The following is a 486-nucleotide window of genomic DNA, read 5'->3' as shown; positions in this document are numbered from 1 at the left end:
TGTTAATTATGTACTGCAACAATTAAACAAATCGGTAGTGAATGGCCGCTAAATATTAGGCCGTTTTTCATCATCTTATTTGACTTAACCTGCCTCCGCCAATGGCTGGCAATCTGATAGATTCAACTGATAAAGACTGTTGCCCGGCATTTTCTTCGCTTTCGATTTAGCCTTGGTAGCATGCTCTGCAAGATCTGTTTCATCAATCAGATAGTCAAAATCACTGATGGTGACCGCACCGATGGATAAGCTTAACAAAGGATAAAAGACTTGCTGACCATGGCGATCGTAGGCTTGAATGCCTCCTTGTTGCAGATGGGTATCACTATAAAGTTCACTATAGAGTAACGCGAACGCCTCCAGCATCATTTCACAGCGATTGCGCCAGTCATGACTATCAAATATGACGATGAAATCATCGCCACCTACATGACCTAAAAAATCATTTTCATGGTCAATAAACTGACTGAGTATTTTTGCCGTTTT

Annotated in this window: 1 pseudogene; it reads right to left on the bottom strand. The window is 41.2% G+C overall.

Going from position 1 to position 486, the window contains the following annotated elements:
* Window positions 1–84: 84 nt before the first annotated feature.
* Window positions 85–486: pseudogene (locus B3182_RS08430) on the bottom strand (diguanylate phosphodiesterase); the annotation flags it as partial.

Origin of the sequence: Methylophaga sp. UBA4204 (assembly GCF_002379485.1) — a bacterium.
Taxonomy (GTDB): Bacteria; Pseudomonadota; Gammaproteobacteria; order Nitrosococcales; family Methylophagaceae; genus Methylophaga.
The sequence above is the reverse complement of the archived record's forward strand: the minus strand, read 5'-3'. Positions and strand labels throughout refer to the sequence as shown.